This is a genomic window from Algibacter sp. L3A6 (assembly GCF_009796825.1).
GTDB lineage: Bacteria > Bacteroidota > Bacteroidia > Flavobacteriales > Flavobacteriaceae > Algibacter.
Window position 1 is genome coordinate 4,160,076 of record NZ_CP047030.1, and the last position, 20,721, is coordinate 4,180,796.

At 32.5% G+C, this 20,721-nt stretch carries 11 protein-coding genes; 1 reads left to right on the forward strand and 10 read right to left on the reverse strand.

The genetic code is table 11. From position 1 onward, the window contains the following. Positions 1 to 2: 2 nt before the first annotated feature. Positions 3 to 4,253, reverse strand: a complete 4,251-nt coding sequence (locus GQR98_RS17325) for a two-component regulator propeller domain-containing protein (protein WP_159020664.1) — start codon at positions 4,251 to 4,253, stop codon at positions 3 to 5. A 252-nt stretch (positions 4,254 to 4,505) separates the two neighbouring features. Between GQR98_RS17325 and GQR98_RS17330 the strand changes: the two genes are divergently transcribed. Further along, positions 4,506 to 5,603, forward strand: a complete 1,098-nt coding sequence (locus tag GQR98_RS17330) for a leucine-rich repeat domain-containing protein (RefSeq protein WP_159020665.1) — start codon at positions 4,506 to 4,508, stop codon at positions 5,601 to 5,603. Positions 5,604 to 5,927: 324 nt separating this feature from the next. On the opposite strand, the gene GQR98_RS17335 is transcribed toward GQR98_RS17330, so the two are convergent. The 9 genes from GQR98_RS17335 to GQR98_RS17375 all read right to left on the reverse strand — a co-directional run bounded on the left by GQR98_RS17335 (position 5,928) and on the right by GQR98_RS17375 (position 20,469). After that, on the reverse strand, positions 5,928 to 6,974 hold the full coding sequence (locus tag GQR98_RS17335; protein WP_199270222.1) for a GntR family transcriptional regulator: 1,047 nt from the start codon (positions 6,972 to 6,974) through the stop codon (positions 5,928 to 5,930). 290 nt (positions 6,975 to 7,264) lie between these two features. Then, the gene (gene fbp, locus GQR98_RS17340; protein ID WP_159020666.1) at positions 7,265 to 8,293 is read right to left on the reverse strand and encodes a class 1 fructose-bisphosphatase; all 1,029 of its coding nucleotides are present in this window, start codon (positions 8,291 to 8,293) and stop codon (positions 7,265 to 7,267) included. Between the two features lie 37 nt (positions 8,294 to 8,330). After that, positions 8,331 to 9,530 (reverse strand): carboxypeptidase-like regulatory domain-containing protein, encoded by a 1,200-nt coding sequence (locus GQR98_RS17345; RefSeq protein WP_159020667.1) that lies wholly within the window; start codon positions 9,528 to 9,530, stop codon positions 8,331 to 8,333. Positions 9,531 to 9,598: 68 nt separating this feature from the next. After that, a complete protein-coding gene (locus GQR98_RS17350; RefSeq protein ID WP_159020668.1) occupies positions 9,599 to 11,023 on the reverse strand; it encodes a sulfatase in 1,425 nt (474 codons plus the stop codon). A 6-nt stretch (positions 11,024 to 11,029) separates the two neighbouring features. Further along, positions 11,030 to 12,490, reverse strand: a complete 1,461-nt coding sequence (locus GQR98_RS17355) for a sulfatase (protein WP_159020669.1) — start codon at positions 12,488 to 12,490, stop codon at positions 11,030 to 11,032. A gap of 57 nt (positions 12,491 to 12,547) precedes the next feature. Further along, positions 12,548 to 14,077 (reverse strand): sulfatase, encoded by a 1,530-nt coding sequence (locus tag GQR98_RS17360; protein WP_159020670.1) that lies wholly within the window; start codon positions 14,075 to 14,077, stop codon positions 12,548 to 12,550. 21 nt (positions 14,078 to 14,098) lie between these two features. Further along, the gene (locus GQR98_RS17365; protein ID WP_159020671.1) at positions 14,099 to 15,580 is read right to left on the reverse strand and encodes a sulfatase; all 1,482 of its coding nucleotides are present in this window, start codon (positions 15,578 to 15,580) and stop codon (positions 14,099 to 14,101) included. A 95-nt stretch (positions 15,581 to 15,675) separates the two neighbouring features. Beyond that, a complete protein-coding gene (locus GQR98_RS17370; protein WP_159020672.1) occupies positions 15,676 to 17,214 on the reverse strand; it encodes a RagB/SusD family nutrient uptake outer membrane protein in 1,539 nt (512 codons plus the stop codon). A 24-nt stretch (positions 17,215 to 17,238) separates the two neighbouring features. Beyond that, a complete protein-coding gene (locus GQR98_RS17375) occupies positions 17,239 to 20,469 on the reverse strand; it encodes a SusC/RagA family TonB-linked outer membrane protein (protein ID WP_159020673.1) in 3,231 nt (1,076 codons plus the stop codon). Between the last annotated feature and the right edge of the window lie 252 nt (positions 20,470 to 20,721).

The window sequence follows — 20,721 nt, forward strand, 5'->3', positions numbered from 1 at the left end:
ACTTAGTTGTCCATTTTAAAAGTTTTTAGATATTCACTAGGCGTTTTTTTAAATTGTTTTTTAAAACAAGTTCTAAAATATTTAGGATCTGAAAAACCAACCATAAAAACGACTTCTGTTATTGAATAGCGCCCAGACTTAATAAGGTTTGCTGCTCGTTTTATTCTAATAGTTCTAATAAACTCTGTTGTTGACACCCCAGTAATAGACTTAATTTTATTAAAAAGCGCAGAGCGACTCATCCCCATATCTGACGCAAATTTTTCTGAAGAATAACCGGAATTGTCAATGTTTTTCTTAATTATTTTTAAAGATTTTTTAAAAAACTCTTTATCTAATTTACTGGATAATTCTTTCCAAGAAGAGGATGTGGACTTTGTTTTAAATTTTTCTGCCCATTGTTGTTTTGTTCTTAAAATATTATTGACACGAAGTCTTAACACTTCCATATTAAATGGTTTTAAAACAAATTCATCTGCACCTGTTTCCAAGCCTTCTTTTTCGTTTTCTATGCCCGCTTTAGCAGTGAGTATTATCACTGGAATATGGCTCGTTGTTAAATTATTTTTAATTTTTTTACACATTTCTATGCCTGTCATTTTAGGCATCATTAAGTCTGAAATAATTAAATCGGGGGCCAAATCTAGAGCTATTTTTAATCCCTCTTCTCCATTTGAAGCGGTTAATACTTTATAGAAATTTTGAAAGTATTCAAATAAATATTCCCTTAGATCCTTATTGTCTTCTACTACCAAAATAGTTTGAGTTCGTTTATCGTGTTTCACCGTTTTAATCACCTTAGACGACTCTGTAAGCATATCTTTAAAATCCTTAACTTCATTCTTTACAAAACTAAAATCATATTGTTTTGGTTGCAATTCCAGTATAGAATCTACTTCATAATCCTCCTTAGAAATAGGAAAAGCAACAGACACTGTGGTTCCTTTTTCAATAACACTATCGATACTAATTTTTCCTTTATGAATTTCAATAAGTCTTCTTGTATACGCTAGCCCTAACCCAGACCCAACTTGTATAGCATTACTTTCCTTATTAACTTGATAAAACCTTTCGAAAATACCTGATAGTTCCTCTTGAGGTATCCCTATACCCTGATCCACAACCTTAATAACAGCATCCATTCTATTATTAATAATTTCTGTTTCCAAGATTAACTCAATGCTTTTATTTGGGGCCGTAAATTTAAAAGCATTGGATAATAGGTTATATATTATCTTTTCAATTTTATCGTTATCAAACCATGCATCAATAAAACTTTCGCTTGTTTTAAAAGTAAATTTTATTTGTCTTTCTTTAGCTATTTCTTGAAAAGCACGATGTATTTCTTCCAAAAAGCTTACCAAATCGCTCTGCTCTACTACTAAATTTATATTACTAGATTCTGCTTTCCTAAAATCAAGCAATTGATTGATTAAGCGCAACAAACGTGTTGAGTTTTTATACATTATAGCGTTTAAACGCTGCAAATATTCTACATCATTACTCCCTTTCATAATCTGCTCAAGTGGCCCAATGATTAAAGTTAATGGTGTTCTTAATTCGTGAGAAATATTGGTGAAAAAACGAAGTTTCATTTGGTTTATTTCTTCAGACTTTTCATAAATCGCACTATCTAATTTAAGTTTATTTTTTAGTTGCACTTGATGTAAACGCACCTTAAAAACAACATATATAATTAACATAATAACTCCTATAAAAGTGATAATAGCTAATTTTGTTAAATACCATGGAGGAGCAATTGTAATGGCAATTTCTTTAGGGGAATCACTCCAAACACCCGAGCTATTTGAACCGTAAACCTTAAAAACATAATTACCTGGAGGTATGTTTGTATAAGATGCAAATTTGCGTTCCCGAATTACAGAAGCCTGTGATTTATCTTCAAACCCTTCTAAAATAAATTTATATCTATTTTTTTTGGGGCTAGAAAAATGCATACTCGAAAAAACAAATTCAAAAGAATTCAAATTATAAGGTAACGCTATTTTTTTGGTATCATTTATACCTGACGTTAATAGAATTTGTCCATCAACTTTTTGATTAACCTGAACCGATTCATTAAAAAGTTTAAAGTCGGTAATCGTTATCTGTGGCTTTTTAGTATTAACCGTTAAATTATTTGGCTGAAAAAATGTAAAACCATTAACGCCCCCGCAAAGCATTGTTCCAGAAGATGTAAACTCCATAGCATTTCCCATAAATTGGTCTACATTAAATCCATCTTTTCTTTCGAAATGTATAAAAGCACCGGTAGTAGTATTTAATTTTGAAATTTGCCTAATATGCATTAACCATATATTTCCTTCAAAATCTTCTCTTATTTGTGATACCACATCATTTGGCAAACCATTTTCCACGTTATAACGAGTAAACTCGACCTTGCCCGTATTTGAATAACTTAAGCGATTTAAACCGCCGCCATAAGTTCCAATATAAAGATCCCCGTTTTTAGCTTGATGAATATCAAGTATATGATCGCTACTTAACGTATTATTATCTAAGGGATGATTAAAAAATTTCTCGAAAGTTACATTTCCAGATTTAGAACGTTTCAATTTATTAAGGCCCTTAATGGTCCCTACCCAAAGATTTCCATAGTTATCCTCTACGATATCGGTTATATTATTATTAGATAAACTTGTAGAATCTCTACTCGACATTCTATAGCTCACGGTTTGATAGGTATTATTTGCTTTATTAAAAACCATTTTCATCAAGCCATTTTCCCATGCCCCAAACCAAATAGCCCCGTTTCTATCTTCTTCTATTGCAAAAACACGACTATTTATTTTATTACCCAGGTTGTCTTTTATGTCCTCTATTTCTTTAACTTTATACTGTTGAGATTGCTCTTCAAATTCAATCTTAAATAAACCATTTAAGGCGCCCACCCAAATAGCCCCTTCTTTATCGCTCATTAATCGCTTAACTTCTGGCAAAGGAGATGGCTTATTTATTTTTTCTTTATTAATTGAAGAACTATATACTATGGGTGTTTTAGGTTTAGTTCCTGTCTCATCCTTTAAAGTGCTTCTATGAAAAGCTTTAATAATACCGTCTCTAGTACCTATCCAAATATTTTCTTTAATATCTTCACACATAGATACTATCGGCGATCTGAACAACTCCAAGGATTGATTAGAATTTAAATATTCGGTAGAATTGTAAAACGTATGGCTATCCAAATCCATTTTATACAAACCAAAATCTAAAGTACATAGCCAAACTATATTAGAATTATCGATAAAGATGTCTCGGATATCCTGACTACCTATCAAGGATTTTAATTGATTATTTCTAGATAGGTCATTAATTACTCCAGATTCGGTATCAAAATTCAGAAGTAATTTATTACCCGCAATCCATATTCTGCCTTCGTTATCACTGCATATACTTACACCCCGAACAACTTCCGATTCATCGTAGTTTATTGTTGAATATAGTTCTATTTTTTCAGATGCGGTAACCTTAAAATCTGCATCAACTTTTAATTTTAATAGCTCAAGTTTATTATTAATAATCCAAATGGTATTCTTTGGATATTCCAACATATCCAACACAACAGTCCCCTTAGTAAATGAGGTATCTGTATAATTGGTAGATTCAATACTTAATTGCGGTGTTTTACCGTCCCTAATTATATCAACTTGATGTAACTTTACTTTTTGATTTGGTGTAAAAAACCAATATTTATCATTTTTAGAAGGAATTATATTTTGAATATCTAAGTTTAAGCCTCCATATTTACTTAAAAAAAACTCATATTCTAATTTCCCTTGATCATCTATTTCAAAAAATTTTATTCCGTTATAATCATTAATAAAGAAAACACCAGATTTCGATTGTTGAATACTAACTTTACCTTCATATCGAGGCTCTCCTCTTCCTTTAAAATAAACATGAACTTCATCTGTATTTGGGTTTATTCTGTTCAAGCCCTCACCTGTTCCTACCCAAACAAAACCTGTTCTATCTTCAAACAACTTATACACCACATTACTACTAAGCCCCTTATTATTAACACCATAATGATATTGTTTCATGGAATAACCATCATATTTATTCACTCCATTTAAAGTGCCAAACCACAAATACCCTCCTTTATCCTGTATAATACTTGTTACAGAGTTATGAGATAAGCCTTCTTCGCCGGCTATTTGGTTTAACCGCCATTGCGAAAACATGGATGAATACAGAAATAAGAAAGGAATGAGAAAAGTAAATTTCTTCAATTTTTTATTGATATTTTAAAATTAAACAACTGTGCTAAATTTAGGTATAAATTAATACCAAAGTATCCTGTAAAGAAAAAATTATCCAAACTAATTTAACTAACAAGCACGACAAAACCTACGCAACCAACTATAATTAAGACACATACTAACAAAATATTCTTTATTATCACAGAAACAACAGGATGGTATTTTGGGGTTTTGAATGTATTATTGTTTAATACACAGTATATTAATTCAAAACTCTTTATTATGAAAAAACAATTACTTTTTATTTTTGCACTTGTAATGTGCTTACCCCAAGCTTTTGCACAAGCCTTTGATGTTGGAAATTTATCATACAACGTTATAAACTCAACGAAACTTACAGTTAGCGTTACGGGCTTTGTCCCGGGGCAGGAAACCGAAGCATTAATTATTCCTGAAAAAGTTACAGACGCAAATACCAGCATTGAATATACGGTTGTTAGAGTGGTACCTGCTGCATTTTATAATAATGCTACCGGTGGAGCCAATAACATTATAACGTCTATTTCCTTGCCAGGCAGTATAAATTATTTAGCTTTTAATGCTTTTAGAAGTTTAACTAATTTAACCTCAATTAATTTTGCGCCCTCAAATCTAGATACAAGCTTAGTAAAAATGGAAAATTTTGTTTTTGCTGGATGCACTTCACTAACTAGTGTTGATTTAACGGGGGTTAATGTTAATATTGGACATGGCACCTCTGGCGCAAACAAACAAGGTTCAAATGTATTTAACGGGTGCACAAGTTTAACCTCTTTCACTCTTAAAAACAACGCGCAATCCTCTAGAATTTTTACAGGTTTTTTTAATGGTTGTACTAGTTTAGAAACTGTAGACTTTTCCGGCACTGCTATCAGTATCATTAGTCCCTTGGCTTTTGCTAATTGTACTGCTTTAAAAACGATGTATTTAGGGAGTGATGTACCTCCTGCTACAGTAAATTCAAACTCTTTTGATGGTATAGTTGCTCCAATTGCAGGCGGTACGTTATTTGTACCTACAGCAACAGGAGTAAGTGCCTACACCAATGACACTGTTTTTGATTGGGATGCTTACTTCACTATTGCGGCAGGTACAACCTTATCAACTAATAAACATGAACTTACACCTAGTTTTAAATTATTCCCGAATCCTGCAACAAACACCATTAGAGTATCTAAAAAGGTTGTTTCTGCCATTATATATAGTACATTAGGAAAAGAAATTAGAACTTTTAATAATCAAAAAGAATTTGATATTTCCAACTTATCAAATGGTTTATATCTTTTCAAAGCTAAGTTTGAAAACAATACAACAGAAACTATTCGCTTTGTAAAGCAATAACATTCATTTTTGCTTTTGCTTTTGCTTTTGCTTTTGCTTTTGCTTTTGCTTTTGCTTTTGCTTAAAGCTAAAAATATTAGATAAACAATAAGGCTCATAGGTTTTAAAATCCTATGAGCCTTTTGTATTATAATAACTTAATATGTAATATTGACATAAGTAACTTTATATATGATATTTAACCAAATTTATAAAACAAGACCATGCTTATTTAAATAAAATTTTTATTCAATATTATAGAAAAAATATAAATTAAAACAAAGCCAATAAAATAATGAAAATCGAAACTGATTGCCTTAAATATATTCACTTAGTGCTTATTATTTAAATTGAATCTCTATCAATAAAATTAAATGGCACTTTAAACTTCCCTCTTTCCTTGTTTAAAATCATTTTAGCCGCAGTTTCTCCCATAATGTCAAAATCTGTAGAGACTACAGAGATTCCGAAAAGATCTTTTAAAGGTGTATCATTATAAGAAATGATACCAATATCTTTTCCTAACTCATACTCATGCTCTCTGGCTTGTTTTATAAAACTAACCAGATCCGATTCTTCAATGATTATAAACAAATCCCCTTTTTTTACGATCATATCATCATATATTTGATCTAATATTTCAAAATCAAATTGGAATTCAGCACAAAACTTACCTATACCGCGTAAAATTCTCCTTGGATAAGGGTAAATAGATTCTTCAGGATACACAAGAGTTATTTTTTTATATTTAGACAGTTTTGGTAAACCTTGTTTTAATGCGTTATATACATCATTTTCAAAATCCTGATAAACTGTAATAATCTGATTTTCATTCGACTCCAATGCATTATCCATCAAAATAAGTTTATTCTCAGGAATTTTTTTCAACGCCTGAGATACGGTTTCCGTCATGCTAATATGCTTAAGTTTTTCGGTTTTAAAATGAGGCATAATTACATAATAATCATAAGACGATTTATGTTTGGTTAACAAATTTAAGAATAGCGTTTCATCACAATGATAAATATGTAAATCGGTTTGAGCATTAGCCCCCATACCATTTACGAAAGAGTTATAAATTCTCATCTTATAAGAACTCAATTTATTAACAAGAAACAAAATATTAATTTTAGAAATAAGTTTGGTTCTTGCTATATAAAATCCTTTACCTCTAATTGATGAAATAACATTACGCTCCTTTAAAATATTATACGCCTTTTCAACGGTGTCTCTAGAGACATAAAGCTCTTCACTGAAACTATTAATTGAGGGGATTTTTTCATCCATTTCTAAATTTCCAATGGCAATATTATGAATTATTGATTTTACAATTTGTTGATATTTTGATTCTCTTGAATCCTCATCAATTTGAACAAAATTTGATATTTCCATAAAATTTATTTTTTTAAAGTTGAAAAAAAACCGTTCCTAAATCCTTACATGTAATTTTATAAACTCATTTAATTTATTAATTTCTAATAAAAAAATCGGTATTCAAAATTACCTAAGAACGAAAAAAAAATCAGGGAAATATAGCTTTTATAAGAGGTGATATGTCTTCAATAACGAAAAAAACAAACACACAACAAACTGAATAACAGCCAATTAAACAATATACAAATCAATAAAAATGAAGGCATTATAAAAAATGCTAATTTAAACAAATACACAAATTTTGAAGTTTAAGCTGTTGGTGTTTCCTCTAGCAAATATTTCTTCATACACGTTTCTGCCTTCTCAACCATAAGGCTACTGCCGCAAAAAACTGGACACCTTTCATGTAGAGTACTCGGCTTTATATCCATAATTCTTATGTAACCATCACTAGCTTTTCCACCAGCTTGTTCTGTCAAAAACGCCATAGGATTACACTCATATAATAAACGCAACTTTCCTTCTGGATTTTTAGAACTTGTAGGGTACATATAAATACCGCCATTAATTAAATTTCTGTGAAAATCTGAAACCATCGAACCTACATAGCGATAAGTATAGGGCCGCTTTCCTTCTTCTGCTTGGCAAAATTTTAAATAATCTTTTACTCCTTGAGGGAAATGGGTGTAATTACCATTGTTAATAGAAAACGTATTTCCATTTTCGGGAAAACGCATATTGGCATGCGATAAATAAAACGACCCTATGGCAGGGTTTAATGTAAAGCCATTAACTCCATGTCCTGTGGTGTAAACCAACATAGTAGATGTACCATAAATTATATACCCTGCTGCTACTTGCTCATTTCCTTTTTGTAAAAAATCTTCTTTTTTTACCGGCATTCCCATAGGAGTTGATCTTCTGTAAATTGAAAAAATGGTTCCTACACTTACATTAACATCAATATTAGACGACCCATCTAATGGGTCAATTAATACCACATATTTATTTCTATGTGAATTTGTTTTACCTTGAATTGTAATAAAATCCTCTTCTTCTTCACTAGTAATACCACATACTATTTCCCTGTTAATTAAGGCTGTTTTAAAAACATCATTAGCAAAAAGATCTAATTTTTGTTGATCTTCACCTTGAATATTAGTTTCTCCTACCGTCCCAATAATATCTACCAAACCAGCTTTTCCAACTTCATGATTTACCACTTTGGCGGCCAATCTAATTGAATTTAATAATCTTGAAAGTTCACCAGAGGAGTATTTAAAATGTTTTTGATTTTCAATGATAAACTCACCCAAAGTTATATGCTTATTCTCCATAATCAACTTAGCATTATTGCTTAAATATTATATTTATTTATTTATTTACGGCATTAAATTGTGTTTCTATTGGCACACCATAAATAGATTCTAAATCGTTTACACTTTTTTTGTAAAATGCGGTTTCGGGAGGCAAATTAATAGTATCCCAAAAGGTAGGATTGTATTTTATATCAAAGTCTCCCATATCGCTACGCTTACTATTTATATTTTTAATATCAAATTTCTTTCTATCCGAAATCACACTTAAAACTATGGCTTCATGTCTGTAAGCACATTTTACTTTTGTAGTTTTCAACTTCAAAAGTTTCCTTTTTTGTTCACTAATAGTTCCCTGAAAAGACGGGTCTCTGTTATGATAACTCAAAACTAATTTTCCATTAATATCTTTCTTATAAAGAAAAAGAGAATTTAATCTAGATAATTCCATTTTATAAATCCCATAAGTATCAATACCTATATAAAGTCTTATAAAATCCTTTTTCTTATCTTTTTTACGACCTTCAATAATAACAATATCTTCACCATCATAAGAGGTATCACCTGTTTTACTCCAATCATAATCTTTTAATGAAAAACCTTGCCTTATTGGGTCTATTTGAGCCATTACAATTACGGTATGCACAGGTTGCTTTTTATTAACGAATCGATAATCTGCAGATTTTCTTTGCTCTGCAATTTCGATTTCATCAAAACTTGGTACCGTAGGCCCATAATCTAATATTTTAAGATAATGCTCTACCATGAAGCGGGTTTTGCCATCTTCTACTGAAGAGCGCCTGTATATCATGTTTAACTGATGTTTAGAGCTTAACGTATTAGATTTAACCTTTTTTACAGCATTTTTAACATAGCCACTCGGACTTAAAAGTTTAACCTCTGAAAGTGATACAATATCCTCTTTAAGGACTATACTTTTCTCTTTTTGATCTAAATAATCTTGAACCTTTATTTTATATGTTTTATAGCCAATACTTGAAACTTCTAAAGAATCTTGCAGGTTGCTTTTAGCAAGTGATAGTTGAAAACCGCCTTCATCATTACTTGCAGTACCCACATATTTGGAAGGTATACCTATGGCAGCATATGGCACTACCATTTTATATTCATCTATAATAACACCTTGCAGTAAAACCTCATTTTTCTGTTGGGAATAAGCATAATTTACACCTACAAAAAGCATTGCAACCAAAAGCATTATTATATTTTTGTTCATTTCTAATTTTATTTTAGACATAAGTTTAATCTAGTCCTTAGCTTACATTTTAGGTGAATTAACTACTTAAACCTCAACCTATAAAGGTTTTATTTTTTACCTACTTTAATTTTTTTATTGAGCTTTCCATCTAGATAATAATCGAAAAAAATATGATCATTTTTAGACATATTTCGTTTTGAAAACCCTTTAGGTCTCAATCCTTCACTCCATGCTAATAATTCGGCTTTAAGCTCCTTTGTAATTTCTGGATGTTTTGAAAGCAAATCGTTTTTTTCTTCAATATCTTCATCCAAATTAAAAAGATACTCTCTGTTATCACCTTTCAAGAATTTCCATTTACCTTTTCTAATAGCCGATTGTCCGCCCCATCTCCAGCACAATTTTGCATGTGGTGCACCTGCCTTTTCACCATTTAAAAAAGGAATTAAATTAACACCATCTAAAGTATCATCCTTTGGCAAGCCTGCCAATTCTACAGCTGTTGCGGCAAAGTCCATTGCAGATACGGGATGTTTGTAAACGCTAGTATTTAATTTATCTTTCCAATATACCACAAAAGGCGTTCTTATACCACCTTCAATTAAGGTTCCTTTTTCGCCGTTTAATGGATCGTTTAAAGAGCCATCCCACCCTGGGCCACCTCCAGGTTTATCTTCCTTAGTGATTTTTAATGGTGCGCCGTTATCTCCAATAATAAAAATAACTGTATTATCTACTAAGTTATTTTTCTCTAAAGTTTTTATAATGGCCCCTACCCCGTCATCTACCGCAGAAAGCATGGCTAAAGCTTTACGACGACGCTCTGGCATTTTGCCTGGAAATCTATCTAAGTATTTTTTTGTCGCATCCAAAGGCACATGTGGTGCTCTGTAGGCTAAATAGAAAAAGAAGGGTTTATCCTTGTTCATTTCTATAAAGGTAGTTGCCGCTTTACTACAGGCATCTAAATGATACATGTTAGTAGTTTCCGTAGTTAACGGAATAGATTCGCCATCAAAATTGAAATTAGTCAATCCTGGACGATTACTATTTTTATAAAAAACATGATCAAAACCGTAGTTGGTTATCTTTTCAGTAGCACCTAAGTGCCATTTTCCAGCCATACCTGTAGTATAGCCCACACTTTTAAGTCGTTCTCCAATGGTTGTTTCTGATTTAAACCCATTTAAGGAATCGCCATTCATTTCAAATCCAAATCTAGATTGAAAACGTCCTGTCATTAGACCTGCACGAGATGGTTGGCATTGTGGCGCTGTAGAATAACCACTTTCCATACGCACACCATTACGCGCTAATCCATCAATGTTTGGTGTTTTTACATCGGTCTTAATACCTTGTATTGAAAGATCTGAATACCCATGGTCATCCGTATAAATAACAATAAAATTAGGCTTTGCTTTTTGTTTTTGTTCTTGATCTTTAGCATCCTTTTGTTCTTTACCTATACTTTTACATTGTGTACTTAAAATAAACACACTAAAAAGAAGTAAAAATTTGAAATAATATTTCATATTTAATTAATTTCCTTTTTTCTTTTTATTCTTTTTATTCTTTTTTCCGCTACTCGTTTTCATATTTACCTTTTTGTTAGTTATTCCATCTAAATAAAAATCAAAATAGTTATTAGCATTTTTAGACATATTGCCTTTCGAAAACCCTTCAGGAGTTAATCCTTTGCTCCAAACCAATAATTCTTTTTTAAGTTGAGAAGCTATTTCTGGATGTTTTGAAAGCAAATCATTCTTTTCTTCAATATCCTGATCCAAATTAAAAAGATATTCTCTATCATCACCTTTCAAGAATTTCCATTCACCTTTTCTAATGGCCGATTGTCCTCCCCATCTCCAACACAATTTATCATGAGGAGCTCCCAATTTTTCTCCGTTTAAAAAGGGAATTAAATTAACACCATCCAATTTATCATCTGTTGATAATCCCGCCAATTCTACTGCCGTTGCAGCAAAATCCATGGAGGACACTGGGTGCTTATATATTCCTTTTACCAATTTATCTTTCCAATACACCACGAAAGGGGTTCTGATACCTCCTTCAATTAAGGTGCCTTTTTCACCATTCAATGGATCGTTTAAAGAACCATCCCATCCTGGCCCTCCACCAGGTTTATCTTCTTTTGTAATCTTTAAAGGTGCGCCGTTATCCCCAATAATGAAAATAACCGTATTGTCTGTTAAATTATTTTCATCTAAAGTTTTCATAATTTCTCCAACACCATCATCTACTGCTGAAAGCATGGCTAAAGCTTGACGACGACGTTCAGGCATTTTACCAGGGAAGCGATCCAAATATTTTTGTGTCGCATCCAATGGCACGTGTGGTGCTCTATATGCTAAATAGAAAAAGAACGGTTTATCCTTATGCATTTCTATAAAAGTTGTTGCCGCTTTACTACATGCATCTAAATGATACATTTTAGTAGTTCCAGCTGCTAAAGGAATAGACTTACCTTCAAAATTAAAATTAGCTACTCCTAGTTGCGCACTGTTTTTGTAAAACACATGATCGAAACCATGTTTGGTTATTTGATTTCCTGGTCCCAAATGCCATTTTCCGGCCATACCAGTAGCATAACCAGCACTTTTAAGCCTGTCTGCAATAGTGGTTTCTGCATCAAATCCTTCCAAAGAATCACCATTAAGTTCTAATCCAAATCTAGATTGGAAACGTCCTGTTAAAATACCGCCTCTAGATGGCACACATTGCGGCGCTGTAGAATATCCACTTTCCATACGCACCCCATTACGAGCTAAATTATCTATGTTTGGAGTTTTAACATCCTTTTTGATACCTTGAATTGAAAGATCTGAATATCCATGATCATCTGTATAAATGACAATGAAATTTGGTTTGGATTTTTCTTTATTAACACCACTCTTTTTCGCGGTGTCGTTTGTACTTTGACATTGCGCATTTAAAACGCAAAAAGCAAAAATGCATGCTAGCTTTATATAATATTTCATATTTTTTTTTATAGTTTCTAAACACTAATAGAATACCTTAGAAATGGGTATTTTTCTTTAATTAATTTCTAGTTTCTTTCCTTTTAATCCTTTTAGTTGTTTTCCAACATTTTCTGGTCTGTACTTGGTTATATCGAATTTTGGATTTTGTATGGGTATAATAGCTTTTGTATCTTGAATATGTTTCTCAATTAATTTATCTAATTCCGTAACTTTTTCCGGATATACTTTGGCTAAATTATTATGCTCGCTCACATCCCATTTTAAATTATATAATAAATAATCGTGCTTAAAATCATTTCCTTGATGAAATAGCCTAATTAATTTCCAATCTCCAGAGTGCACAGACATGGCTGTTGGCAACCAATCAGGAACTCCTGGTTGATGAGGAAAATATGTAAAGATTCCTTCTCTTTTTACATCTTTACCTTTTAAAGTTTCGGTAATATCGATACCATCAACAGTGTAATTTTTAGGCATTTCTAAACCTGCTAAATGCAACAACGTTGGATAGAAATCTGTAGACTGAATTAATGCATCACTCGTTGTTCCAGGTGCAGTAATTCCAGGATATGAAATAACTGTTGGCACTCTTACGCCGCCTTCAAACATCGTTGCTTTTCCGCCACGTAAAGGTCTATTACTTGTTGGTGGAGCTACATATTCTTCTCCATTTGGTAAAACATCTGTTACCCCATTGTACATATTCCCTCCGTTATCACTTGTGAAAACAATAATGGTGTTTTCGCTTAAATTTAATCTATCCAATTCATCTAGCAATCGTCCGATGGCATCATCCATAGAATGAATCATTGCTGCATAAGTTGCTGAGTGTTGTGCATCAGTTAGATCTACTTTTGTTCTATAATATTTCTTTAGAGTTTCCTTGGCATCAAAAGGCGCATGCACAGAAAATTGCCAATAATTCATAAAAAATGGCACAGACTTATCTATAGATCTTAACCAAGAAACGGCTTCGTCTGCCATTCTGTCTTCTATGTGTTCTTTAGTATATTTTTCTTTAAAATTTGGAAATTTCCATGGAGCAACAAAACTACCTGCAGGCCCTGGCCCTGGCCAATGTGGAATATCAATATCAAAACCATGTTCTAAAGGAGAATAAGGTGTTTTTCCTAAATGCCACTTTCCAAAATGCGCTGTTTGGTACCCCGCATTTTTAAATTGTTTACCTAAAGTTGGTAATTGATTATCTAGTCTTGAAACAGATTCTAACATGACCGCCTTATTCCCAGGAGCTGGATTTTTTTGTAATGTTGCTTTTAATTTCACTTCTCCCAAATGTGCTGTTGGCGCTGTAATACCAGTTCTAGCTGGTGTTTGTCCTGTTAAAACACTTGCTCTTGTAGGGGAACATAATGGACTTGCTGCATAAGCTCTTGTATAAGTAATACCTCTAGCTGCTAAACGCTCTAAATTTGGAGTTTCGTATAGTTTAGTTTTACCGTAAAGTGTAACATCGCTCCAGCCTAAATCATCAGCTAAAATAAAAACTACATTAGGTTTGTTTTGAGCCTCTATTCTAGTGATTAAGGCACAAGTTAAAATTAAAAAAAACAGTTTTTTCATCTTAATATTTTTATCGAATTATTATTTATTTTTAGTTTCAAAAAGCTCAACAGGGTTTTTGGTATAATTATATTGCCATGTTTCTTTTGGCTGAACGGATTTAAACTCATCAGCCCCATAAAAATCATCATGGTATTTATCCATCCATTGGTAAGTCAACTCTTTGAGACGACTTTTAACAGCTTCGTATTCTGGATCTTCATATAAGTTATTTAATTGGTATGGATCTTTTATTCTATCAAACAAAGTATTGGTAATAGTGTTATTATCTTTATCCATAGAAAATGTAAATTCTTCTGTAACAACACCTCGCCAATTAATGTTATTTGCATGGCCAAGACGATATACCCAAAGTGGTACATAATTATCTTTATTAGATTGGTTTTTTATTAACGCCGCCGACAAATCACGACCATCAAACTCTTGTTTCGTATCAATATCCAAATACCCTAAAAGGGTAGGTAAAATATCTAAAGTCCCAAAAAGCATTTTTGTTTTTAAGCCGCTTTTTATTTTCTTAGGATATTTAATGATAAAAGGAATTTTATTAGAATAATCGTGTGGGTATTGCTTTGGCAAAACGGCGTTATGAGATTCTAACATATCTCCATGATCTGCAGAGAATGTTACCAAGGTATTATCTTCCACATCCATACTCTTTAATTGATCCATCAATCTACCTAAAGCAATATCTACTCCTGTAACCTGTGCCATATGGCCGTGATACATTCTTCTTCTATCTGGAGTATCTTCTAAACCAGGACGTAAAATTATAGAATCTCGATTATACAAATTCATCAACTCATCTTCTGTGTCGTATCGATAATGCATTTTACCATCCTCTCCTTTAAACTTGCCCCAATCGTGTGGTGGATGTAAAGACACAATTATGGCGAATGGTTTGGTTTTATCTATTTGCTTTAAATAATTAATAGCTTGACGTGCTTGCCCATAGGGTTCCCATTCGTTAAAAAATTCCTTTTCCCCGTTTATATTCCAAAAAAAGGCTTTCCCTGCCCTAAAATCTACATGACAGTTGTTGGTTAAAACAGTGTCGAAACCATAAGTTAACGCTTCAGGAATAGGTCTATCTCTATCTCCCCCCAATAAATGCCATTTTCCAAAATACGCGGTTTGATAGCCTTTTTCTTTTAATATTTCTGCCAACAACTTTGTTTTATTAGGCAATAAAGGCGCATCGTTAACGAAGGCACCGTTTTTTAAAGGATGCATGCCACTCATTAACATCCCTCTAAAAGGTGTACAAACGGGTTGACTCGAAAACGCGTTTTTTAGTAATATGCCCTCATGAGCCAGCTTATCAAGATTTGGAGTTATTATTTGTGAATTGCCATATGCACCAACCATATCGGCAGAGTGTTGATCTGAGAGCACTATAACAAGGTTTGGTGATTTTCGCGAAGTTATCTCACTAGATTCTAAAACTCTAGACTTACAAGACAAAAGTACAGCTAAACTAAATAATATATATATACATCTCATATTCTATACTGATATGACTATAAAAAACTAATTAATGTTTAGTAATAAAAGCCACAAACATAAAATTTGCGGCTTTTACTCTTCTTAATATTATACTACCATCCTGGATTATTAGGCAACAAATTGGGATTTTTACTAATTTCAGCATCAGGTAATGGAGATAGAATAAATTTATCATCCCATGCATTATTAGGAAACCTCCATTGTCTTAATAAGTGATTTTCAAACTCCTGTTCTACCGTTCCCCAACGTCTCAAATCGAAAACCTCTCCCATTTCTGCATATAATTCTCTAGTTCTTTCTTCTCTAATTATAGTTCTTAATGCTGCCGGATTAGTTTCTGTAATTACACTAGCATTTACTCGATCTCTAGCTATGTTTAAATAAGGTAATGCCTTTGCAGGTTCGTTATTTTCATTATAAGCTTCTGCCAACATTAAAAATGCATCAACATACCTATAAACAATATGATCTTTAGAATGCGCTACATTATTATTAGCTCCGCCATCCATATATTTAGTGGAACTAATACCATTTCTGCCTTGATAAACAGTACCACGCGCAACAAGAGGTGTAGGCTTATATGCAATAGAATTCCCACTGTTTTTATTAATATAGGTGTTTTGATAACCTTCTACTAATCTCACATCATCAGACTCATAAAGGTCTAATATAGATGGATGCCATGCTAATTGATAACTACTACCGTTTGCGGCTTGTACACCGCCAGTTGTACTATTATTTGGGTTAGCCCAAACTGGTATTACACCACCCAGTCCATTTTCATAAATATTACCAAAAGCAAAAATAATTTCTTTATTACCTTCATTACCAACACTAAATATATTTCCCCAATTTTCTTCTAAATCAACATCATATTCATCTCGATTATCCGCTAATGGTTTTAAAGCTTCAATGGCTTCTTGATAATTTTCTGTTTTTTGTAATGGCAAGCCTGCAGATGTTAAATATACTTTACCCAATAAAAATGCACCACCTGCTTTGGTAACCCTTCCTGAACCTGTTTTAGTCCAAGTTACTGGTAAGTTCTCATTTGCAAATATTAAATCTTCAATTATTAAATCATAAACATCTTTTACTGGACTTCTACCTTTAAATAAAATATCAGGATCTGCATTTACAACAGGTTCTGTATATATTGGTATATCACCAAAAAGTTGTGTTAACTGAAAATACGTAAAAGCTCGCATCCATTTTGCCTCTGCTAGATAGCGATTAGCAATTTCTGGCTGTTCTTTAAAGAACGGAGATAAAGGCACATTTTTAATAATTGTATTAGCCCGTCCAATCGCAATAAAACCAGTACGCCATAAACGTTCATACCTAAAAGGTTGTTGTTCTGGAGTTAAATAGGCAGAATGTATTGCAAAACCCGCTGTTCTTGAGGTAGCATACTTATTTCCAGCCATAGTACCTACCATATACATATCCTGCTCCCAAGTTGTATGTTTAAATGCTTCATAAACACCAAGGTTTTGAGCTTGTAGTTGCTCTTCATTTTGGTAAAACGTATCACTACTATAGGTTGAAAATATTTCTTCTTCTAAGGCAGTATCACACGATACAAGGCCTACAATCATTAAACAGAAAACTATTATATGTTTAAGTTTCATAATATATTTTTTTATTTTAGACTATTAAAATGTTAAGTTTACTCCTAATGTATACACCTTTGGTCTTGGGTAAGCCGAATAATCAATACCTCTATTTAAGGCGCCATTTCCATTTGTACTAACTTCTGGATCTGGCCCGGTATAGTTTGTAATAGTAACCATGTTAGTTCCTGTTGCAATTATAGACGCATTTTTAAAAAAGGGAACCTTTCTTAAATTGTACCTCACACTTAAGTTTTTAAGTCTAACATACGAACCATCTTCTACATAAACAGAATTTGGAATATTAACAACTTCAGGGCTTCCATTACTTGGGTATCTAATATCGTTATGTTGATCATCTAGTGTCCAACGATTTTTAAGATAATCTTGTGTACTATTAGCACCTACCCAACCAGAGCCAATAAAGCCTCTATTAAGATTCAGAATATCATTACCGAAAGAACCTTGTACAAACATGGAAATATTAAAATCTCCAATCTTAAATTGATTGTTCCATCCAAAGAAAAAATCTGGATTGGGATTACCAATTACCTGTCTATCTTCTATACTTATTACGCCATCTCCATCAAGATCGTCAAATTTCCATAACCCTGGTGTATTTGCTTGTGGGTTACCATTACCATTGTTATTTCGAGCTGTGGTTGCAAAAATTTGAACATCGACTGGATTACCATCAGAATCTACCCCTGGCTCTGTTCTAATATTGAAGTTACCATTAGCGTAATCTACTAAATCGTCCACTTGTATTAATCCTGTAACTTTGTAACCATAAAACAAACCTAATTCTTGTCCTGGAGCAGTTCTTGTTCCGTCAATCCCAAAGAAATTGGTCGCTAAATTAGGCCCTTGAATAAACTCATTTGTACCATATTCAATCAACTTAGTCACATTTTTCGTCCAATTTAGTTTGGTTGTCCACGAAAACTTTTCATTATTAAAAATATCGTACCCTAAATCTATTTCAACACCCCTATTTTCTAATTTACCATCATTAATTGGTATAGAGCCAAAACCATTCTGTAATGGTATTTGTAAGTTGTTTAATAGATTATCCGTTATTCTTTCATAAACATCCACCGATGTCCTTAACCTGTTTTTAAAGAAATTTAAATTTAAACCTAAATTTAATGTTCTACTCGTTTCCCATGTCAGGTCTTTATTTGCAATACGTTCAGAAAAAGTAGCAGTATTTAATGTGTTGTCTGTTAACCCTATTCTACCTATTGCATAAGTATCTAATGTTGAATACGGCCCTACACCAATAGAACTACCGACTTCACCATAAGAGACTCTTAACTTAAATTGAGAAATAGCTCTTATTTTTTTCATAAATCCCTCTTTATTTACATCCCAAGAAAGCGCCGCCGAAGGAAAGAACCCCCATGGTTCTCCTTGACTAAATTTAGAATCCCCATCATTTCTACCTGTAGCTGTAAACGTATATTTCTTTTTGTAGGAATAAACAAACCTGAATAATAAAGATTGGATATAATTGTTTGATTTAAAAGATTTAGGATCTGAAATGCTTCCTGCTAACTGAATAGCATCTACTCCTAAATCATCGAATGTAAAATCGTTATACAGCGTGCTTTTTCTAAAACTTGTAACATCGGTATAACTAGCACCTGCAGTAACATTAATGTTATGACTGTTGAAGTTTTGATTATTATAATTTACAAATGATTCAGCAGTAAATCTATTGGTTTCAGCATCAGAAAGAAATAATCGTCCATTAGCATTTCTACCAGATCGTGTTTTTTTGTTTTGAAAACTTTGATTTGAATTATTGTTATAATTAAAACCAATTCTATTAGTCCAATTTAAACCTTTAGCTAAGTTATACACACCACTTGTAGAAAAAATCATTGATTTACCTCGAACAACATTATCTGCCTGTGTCGCTTCAATCAAAGGGTTTTGAACATTTTCACCATCTTGATCAAACTCATTCAAGTCGCCAGCTTCATCTAATAAGCGAACATATGGATTAATTCTCATCGCTGAAAAGACAACGCCTGCCAAACCACTTCTAGCACTAGTTTGCACCCTTTGGTTTTTTGTGTTATTTAATTGAAGATTTGTATTAAGTGTGAAATTATCACCAACTTTCATTTTAGAATTATATCTCAAGTTCATTCTTCTAAATACAGAATTTACAATATTACCTTCATTCTCATTATAATTCACAGATAATAGCTGAGAAAATGCTTTTGTACCACCGGAAATACTAAAATTCACAGTTTTATTAAAACCTTGTCTAAATATAGCATCCATAAAATTGGTGCCTACTCCAGCGTTTTCCGGCAAAGGTCTTCCTGCTTCTGATCCATCAAAACGAATTCTATCATTGTCTAACAATTGCTGATATGTTAATTGAGGGCTTTGCAGCACCTGTCTGTCGTTTGTAAACTGCGCAAATTGACTTGCAGTAGCTAACTCGTAAGGTAATCCGACACTCGAAACAGAGGTTTTAAAAGACATCTCAATTCTTGTTTTTCCAGCCTTCGCTTCCTTTGTTTTTATCAAAACAACACCATTTCCTGCTCGAGCTCCATAAATGGCGGTGGCCGATGCGTCTTTTAAAACTTCAATACTTTCAATATCATCCGGATTTAAATCTGCTAACGGATTAGTATCTGTAAAAAAATTATCTCCTTCAGCTTGAGTATCTAAACCTAAAGGAATGCCATTAATTACATATAAAGGTTGGCTACTTCCACTAACACTATTTATACCCCTAATATTTACAGAAATACCACCTCCTGGCTCACCTGAATCTTGAGAAACCAATACACCTGAAGCCTGCCCCTGGAGGGTCTCAGTTATACTAGTATAAAATTGATCTTCTAAATCTTTACTTTTAACAGAGCTTATAGCACCTGTTACATCTTCCCTTTTTACTGCGCCATAACCAATAACAACCACTTCGTTTAATGATTGAATATCTTCCTTTAAAGTAATATTTACAGTACCCGAACTATTTATTAGACGTTCAACAGATACAAACCCAATATATCTATAGACTAATGTTTTAGGTCCTGGCTTTAAAGTTATTTCATAATTACCATCAAAATCTGTAACCGTCCCATTTGATGTTCCTACTTGTAAAACAGTAACACCTAGCAAAGGTAAATCGTTTGAAGATTTAATAACACCTTTAACAATTTCTTGAGCATAACTTCCTAAGGAAAGCATAATAAAGAAAAAGAATAGAATCTTCTTCAAGACATTCTCGTAATTAATTAATTTCATAATTTAGTTTTTAATTTTTTTTAATCTTGATGATTAATGGTTTATTCTAACTCCAACAATATTAATATAATCTTAACATAATTGCATCCTGCCGAATCTGCAATAACAACTTTTAATACAAGATACACGCTTAAAACAATAACAAACAGGAAACAAAAAGAACAAAAAAAATGCTTTCATATTCTTCTGTCTCTTCCGTTGGAAGATACAATACTAGTAATTTATTGAAACAAGACTTTTTTTATCTCTATT